The organism is Acinetobacter sp. YH12219 (assembly GCF_013417875.1).
GTDB classification, from domain to species: Bacteria; Pseudomonadota; Gammaproteobacteria; order Pseudomonadales; family Moraxellaceae; genus Acinetobacter; species Acinetobacter amyesii.
In genome coordinates this window covers 22,213-29,058 of sequence record NZ_VPDC01000029.1, presented here as the reverse complement: position 1 = coordinate 29,058, position 6,846 = coordinate 22,213, and the positions used below count along the sequence as shown (strand labels likewise).

Sequence of the window (6,846 nt, the reverse complement as noted above, 5' to 3'; positions counted from 1 at the left end):
GCCTATTTAAGTGATGTGCTGAAAAGGTTGCCGACACATAAAGTGACTCAGATTGAAGAATTACTGCCACATCGCTGGAAATCCAACTCAAATTAAAAAATAGGCATGGGGTTCAGCGGACGCTTACAATAATCCTGATTTCAAAGAAGCTTATAGTGAGATGGTAACGACTAGGCGAGAATTAAGTGAAATTGAGCCTTTGGCGGATAGCGATCTATCAGTTGCTCCAAAATCTCAACCCGTGCCAAGAAATAGCTATCCTAGACCTTTCTAAATATTGCTAATTGGGGGCAGCACAGAATTCGGAGAAAATAGCACGCTAAGGAATTTTGTGGACTAATTAATTTATTAAAATCAGAGATTTATATTTTTATGCTTTGCCTGTCTTCTAGAGATTGGCAACATGCAATTTAATTGAAAATTTTAACGAAGTTTTTAAATAACAACTACATAGAAGTAAACAAATGTACTTACCGCCCTATAATTTCCGTTTTCTGTGCTGACCCCTATATTCGAGTATTTAGACGGGAACGAAGAAGACTATGATTTCTCAAGATAGCGAGAAAAACTGACTACCTAGAATAGTCTGTTATAGGCGGTTTTCTTATAACGGTCTGTTCTAGGTAGTCTATTAATAGGTCTAAGGGGCTTTTTAGGTGGTTCCGCTAGGGTATACTGAAAATAAACTTGTCCTGTACCTGATTCCAGTAAAACACTCTCCGAAAATATCGAGACGATTCACGGTTGGTTACAGATAGTTTGGGTGTTATTTTTATCTCTATGCTTGATAGGCTTTATGAGCTTACCACAAATAATTTTTCATTCGGTCAGTCCTCGCTTTCATCCGACCAATTTTGACTCAACTCACTCACCAAACGACTCTCATCGCATTTAAAATCAATATAGTGATAGGTATTGGCAGGCAATAGCCAATCCTGCCCTGTCAGTGGACATTTTTGTTCCATATCTTCTGCCTGTGTCCAATCACGGTAATTCATTAGAAAATAATAGGTGGGTACACCTGTGCTTTGTTCAATGATACGGCACAATTCTCGACCTATTTTGCTATGCTCAGAATTGGGATTTTGCATTTGCTCTAAGGCAAAGGCTTCACTTACTGGTTGAGAACCAAGCCACAAACGATATAACGCTTCAGCCTGACGATACCATGACCACACATTATCATAACAAGGGTGATCAGGTTGGGTATATGGGATTTTATATAGAGGAATGCCTTGTAAGGTTACTCCATCTAGTAAAGGCGAACTCCAGCCCCAACGCAACATGTAAAATTCAGATTGCGTTGGTACGGCATAACGGGGAAGAGGATAGTCATGGTCTTCTCCGATATACAAGGTTTGAATGGGTTTACCTGCTAACTGTTCGATTTTATTGTGCATTTCTTGGGCATAGCTGTTCATATTTTTACGGTCAAGGGCATCCATTTCAGGACACACCACAGTCACGCGAGTAATATCATTTTGGCTAACAGCTAAATGATGGTTACGGGGTAATATTTGTCCGTTGCCTTCTAAATTTCCTAAATAACAAAATACATCATGGTCGTGGCTATCATCATCTTCAGCGATACCTGTATATTGGGGTATGATAATATCAAAGGCGTGCATTTTTATATCTCATGCTTAATTTATATTAAATATATTTGGGGATGTTGCTGTTGAAATTGGTTAAAGTGCTGTCTTGTAGTGTCAATTTAACCTATACCGTCAATGCCGTACACTCTAAATATTAATAATACTTAAACTACTTGATATTATAACTATAATTTTTCTTATCATATTTACCGAAATAAGGAACAGCTACATCCTTATGCACTGTATTATTACTATCAGTATATGTAATTACTATAGAGTCTTCGGTGTCAGAATATTTTATAGGATACTTAAATGATTGATTAGGAGATAAATTACCTATATTTTCTGATTTATTAGTGGTTTTATAAGTTAAATTAACCTTAGTTATATCTTCGGAGGTTTTGTTATTTATAATTAGCATCCCTTCTGATTCACTTTGACTGGAACAAGCCACAGTAATTAATGCACTTAAGCTAATTACATACAGTTTTCTTATTGAGATCTTCACGAGCCAAACCTTTAGTTATTTTATTTAATACAAAATAATTCTATGCAAGAAATGCCACTCTCAACTTCTTAAGCCTATTGGAATGGCTGTATTACAAGAATTGTAAGTTTAATATTGAAAGTCTAACCTTCGTAAAATAAATGATTTAGCGAAAAAAAGTTGAGAGTTAAGCATAAAATGGAATCTTATTTTTCACCAAAGGAATTAGAAGATGTTAAAGAACCATTAGTTATAACTTTCATTTTGAGACTACCCTAAATTCTGTGTAACTATCTAGTTTTCTAAAATACTTCTTAAATTTTGTCAAAATGGCTTTATTAGCTCGAAAAACTAACTTTCTATACACCATGAAGTACACCGCGACTACCTAAATAACTCAATATACCAATATCATTAGCCTACAGCCTAAGGTTCTAGTCCTCACTAGGGTACCGAAGCAGTGAAATTGGTTTGCCATAGGCATACTAATCAGAGTATGAAAAAGAAACTCCTCTCTCTGCAAATTCTTGATTGAAAACACTAAGAACCTTCATACTAAAAGTATAATAAATAAGTACTAGCCTTTCTATTATGGTGATGTCGTTCATATTCCAAGATATTCTCCGATCATCTAATAACCCCTCCCAACTAGGATCGTTTATTTTAGGTATAGATTGACTGCCGTAAGAAGGTATTTGATCAACTAAATGACGCATATCATCGAGTTTTTGATTTGATAGGGGTTACCCCAGAATTTGGAGAAAATAGTACGACAAGGAATTTTGTCGACTAATTAATTTATTAAAATCAAAGATTTATATTTTTATGCTTTGCCTGTCTGCTAGAGATTGGCAACATGCAATTTAATTGAAAGATTTTTAACGAAGTTCTTAAATAACAACTACATAGAAGTAAATAAATGTACTTACCGCCCTATAATTTCCGTTTTCTGTGCTGACCCCTAATATAGCAGTTTTTCACTGAATAGAACTCAGATAACTTATCATTTGGTGATAGTCAGAAGCCTTTATTCCCTTAAAATAATTTTTGTTTTTGATATCAAGGACTACTTCTACCACAACCTGTAAACAGCGAATAAAAATCTTAAAATTTAAACCCTAATTTCGATAAGAAGGGTAAATATACTTTCTGCTTTTCACTATCTAATAATGCTTCAGCAATTTGTTCAGCAAACACATCGTAACTTCGACCTGCTTGCCCTTGTGCCAAATACGATGCCTCATGTAATTGAGATATTTTTTTAGCGAAGGCAAAGCGTTGATTATCGGTCATGGTTATAAACATATCTACTGTATGTGGATCACGCTCTGTCTTTTCAGCTTTTACCGTTTTGGGCTTGGTTCTTTGTTTAAATTTAAAGGTAAATCCTGTAATAGTGCGACCTTGCTTGTGTTGCTCATATTCAGCAATAATATCCGTGTGTTCGTTAATTTGACTAATAGCCAAATCTAAAACTCTTGCTTTGAAATGGTGCATACGCACATATTCATCACTCAATAACCCAAAATGATTTCTTAACTCATCTAACGAGATTTCATTGGTTTTGCCCACAGACCGCCATTTAATCAAAAACTCATACAGGCGAATAGCATATCGGCTCTGTAAGCCTTTAATTTGCTCTATCTCGTATTTGGTAAATTTTTTTTCCAATCCTACAATTAATGGTACAACGTCATTGGCGAATACTAATCTTACCAATCCTAAATCATTAACGTAACTAATCTTTTGCACAAAGCGACTGCGGACAAACTCAATTTTTTGACTACCCTCAACAAACTGGGTGTAATTAAATTCCGCTTCAAATAAACCATTGACTCCACGCTTTAGGGCTTCATAAGCCGTATGTTTAGCCACGTCAAACTGTTGCATATAAGATTGGGCATGAATAGTTAAAGTCTTGTTCAATACACTTTCAATATTATCGCCCAACTTACGAGGGCACTGTTGCAAATAGAGATTTGAGTCGATGATGTTCCCTTTAAAAAGTGCTTAGAGACCGAAAACCCTGTTGATTAGACACACTTCACCCTGAGGCTGACCATAATAAAATGACGATGCTTGTCCTTTACGTAGTGCACGCATGACTTCAATACCTTTAATTGTGGCATAAGCAGTCTTCATAGATTTGAATCCTAATGTGGCCCTGATGATTCGCTTTAACTTACCATGATCACATTCAATGACATTATTTTTATACTTAATCTGCCTGTGCTCAATATCTACTGGACATTTTCCTTCTCGCTTTAACCGTGATAAAGCATGGCCATAGGTCGCTGCTTTATCTGTATTGATGACCCGTGGAATTTGCCATTTTTTCACCGTATTGAAGATCTTTCCTAAAAAACAATAGGCTGATTTACTGTTCCGTCTAGCGGAAAGGTAAAAGTCAATCGTATGACCACGTTGATCAACTGCACGATACAGGTAAGTCCATCGCCCCTTCACTTTGATATAAGTCTCATCCATATGCCATGAATGTAAATCTGTAGGGTTACGCCAATACCAGCGTAACCGTTTTTCCATTTCTGGAGCATAACGCTGAACCCAACGATAAATTGTACTGTGATCCACATTTATGCCTCGTTCAGCGAGCATTTCTTGAAGTTCACGATAGCTGATGCCATATTTACAATACCAACGAACAGCCCAAAGAATGATTTCACCTTGAAAGTGCCGACCGTGGAAGGGATTCATCTGCTGTATCTCGAAATAAATAAGATATTTAGCTTATCATGTCAGCCTATTTGCAACAGTGCCTTTGGTTTTGTCATTGGAACATTCTCTCAAGAAAGTTGGTCTCCGACAAACCCGGTACGGTTCAGTCTCAATTTTCACACTTTATGCAACAGAGTCGTTTTTATCCTAAGGTCCTTACCACTTGTATTCTTTACGAACATATATCTAAAAAGTGTAGCAAGTTGCTACACTTTTCGCTAGATCAACTCTTTACCAAAAATATCATTCAGTCTTTCACGAATACTATGGACGAATTCCGGATTACTTTTAAGTTTATGCTTCATATTTCGTTTAAAGTCATTCAACCCCATACCAATTTCAGCAAAATCCATTTGGAATAAAGTGTCATTAATGACAATATTTGCTTGAGAGTCAGTGAGGCATCCTACTTTTTTAAACCACTTCTTGAACTGCTGATAATTTTCATCATTATTAAAAATATACCAAGAACGTACATTCATATCGAATTTAGCCCCTAATTCTTTTACGGATGCATTGTCTTCAAATGGAACATCAAGATAGATTTTTTCAATCACTGCAAATTCATCCAGTGCCTTATCAGCAATCCGATGATGCAGTTTAAAATTCACACCTACAATTGGACGGCCTTTCTTAACGGTTTCATACTCTAACTGTAGATCTGTATTTTCGTTAATTTCTGCCACTATTTTGTCTAATACATAGCGTCTAAAATCTACCCAGCGATCATATTTGGTTTCATTAATATCAATCAGTGCTTTCAAGTTTTCTAAAAGTAATGGCACTTCATAACTCTTTTGATTGGCGTACTTAAATTCGTTTTTAATGAAATAAGTATAAAGACTCATACTGGCAACAGAATCTAGGGCAAAAAGATGTTTTAGCTGATAGGTAGTAAAATTACCCCCAGCCAGTTGAGTGAAATACGGCAACACCTCACTGGTAAAACGAATCTGAATCGCATTTTTAGAATCATCTTCCCATCTTAACTCACGGATAATGGGAACGACAGAATGTACTTTTTTAGTCTTTCTCTTACCATTATCAGCTGGCTCCTCAATAATAAAATGAGCTACCCGGGATGAAAGCTCTTTATAAATCCGATCTATTGCAACATTAATTGAATTACGTTTATTTAATCCTAGTAAATCTGCCAAATCATCCTTATACAAATAAATATAAGTTTGTTCGGTAATTTCACCATCTACCCTATTTTTCTCACTATAATTCGCAACCGCCATTGCATATAAAAGTGCCTTATATTCATTGGCTGATAATTCGATTGGGCGAATTAAACGGTTACTGGTACTGACAACGCCATTATGGCGAATGTTGCCTATACAGTAAGGAATATAATTCGATTCTTCTTGCAATGGTTCAGATTCTGTCATAACCGTGATATTTATAATTTAACTTAGTTTTTATATACAAAAGTGGAAAAACTTTCAAGACTTTCACCACAATATTCTAAAAGTGGAAAGTTTGTCATCAAAAAGAAGCATTTTAGCCGATTTCCTGCACTTAAAGTGGAATTAATTATAATCTTTCCACCCCATGATGACAGACCTTCCACCTTTAGTCTCGAAATTACAGTTCAGAAGGTCTATTTTTACTTTTTTCATTCAGGTCTAGTTAGGTTAAGTCAGATAAAAACCCTGATGTGACAAGGCTTCCACCTTTTTGTTAGATTTAAAAGGTATAACTGCACATATAATCATCAGGAAATATCCAATAAAAACAGATTATCCACAGGTTAAGAAGATACAGTGACAATCTTTCCACCTTTAAAGCTTAGTTATGAGACTTTATTAACAGCTTAAATATTTGTTTTTTAAATTATTTTTAAATAAAAATAGCAGTTATAAAAATAGTAGTGACAAACCTTCCACCCTAGTGACAGACCTTCCACTTTATAGTGACAAACCTTCCACTTTATAGTGACAGACCTTCCACTTTACGGTGACAGACCTTCCACTTTATAGTGACAAACCTTCCACTTTATAGTGACAAACCTTCCACTTTTAAAGT

6 protein-coding genes are annotated in these 6,846 nt (G+C 35.6%); 1 reads left to right on the top strand and 5 read right to left on the bottom strand.

Going from position 1 to position 6,846, the window contains the following annotated elements:
• Nucleotides 1–96, top strand: a 96-nt coding sequence (locus FTV04_RS15255) for a transposase domain-containing protein (RefSeq protein WP_141192730.1), incomplete at its 5' end; no start/stop codon positions are given.
• 731 nt (nt 97–827) lie between these two features.
• Here FTV04_RS15255 and FTV04_RS15250 read toward each other — a convergent pair.
• The 5 genes from FTV04_RS15250 to FTV04_RS15230 form a co-directional block, all read right to left on the bottom strand.
• Nucleotides 828–1,628 (bottom strand): DUF2310 family Zn-ribbon-containing protein, encoded by an 801-nt coding sequence (locus tag FTV04_RS15250; RefSeq protein ID WP_114237944.1) that lies wholly within the window; start codon nt 1,626–1,628, stop codon nt 828–830.
• Nucleotides 1,629–1,764: 136 nt separating this feature from the next.
• A complete protein-coding gene (locus FTV04_RS15245) occupies nt 1,765–2,103 on the bottom strand; it encodes a hypothetical protein (protein WP_114237945.1) in 339 nt (112 codons plus the stop codon).
• Nucleotides 2,104–3,186: 1,083 nt separating this feature from the next.
• Entirely contained in the window at nt 3,187–4,032 is an 846-nt protein-coding gene (gene repM, locus FTV04_RS15240; protein ID WP_180049802.1) for a replication initiation protein RepM, read from the bottom strand.
• Nucleotides 4,033–4,092: 60 nt separating this feature from the next.
• Nucleotides 4,093–4,797, bottom strand: a complete 705-nt coding sequence (locus tag FTV04_RS15235) for an IS6-like element IS1008 family transposase (RefSeq protein WP_043963410.1) — start codon at nt 4,795–4,797, stop codon at nt 4,093–4,095.
• Between the two features lie 239 nt (nt 4,798–5,036).
• Nucleotides 5,037–6,209 carry a replication initiation protein gene (locus FTV04_RS15230; RefSeq protein ID WP_127800989.1) on the bottom strand — a complete coding sequence of 391 codons (1,173 nt, stop codon included), beginning with the start codon at nt 6,207–6,209 and terminating at the stop codon, nt 5,037–5,039.
• Between the last annotated feature and the right edge of the window lie 637 nt (nt 6,210–6,846).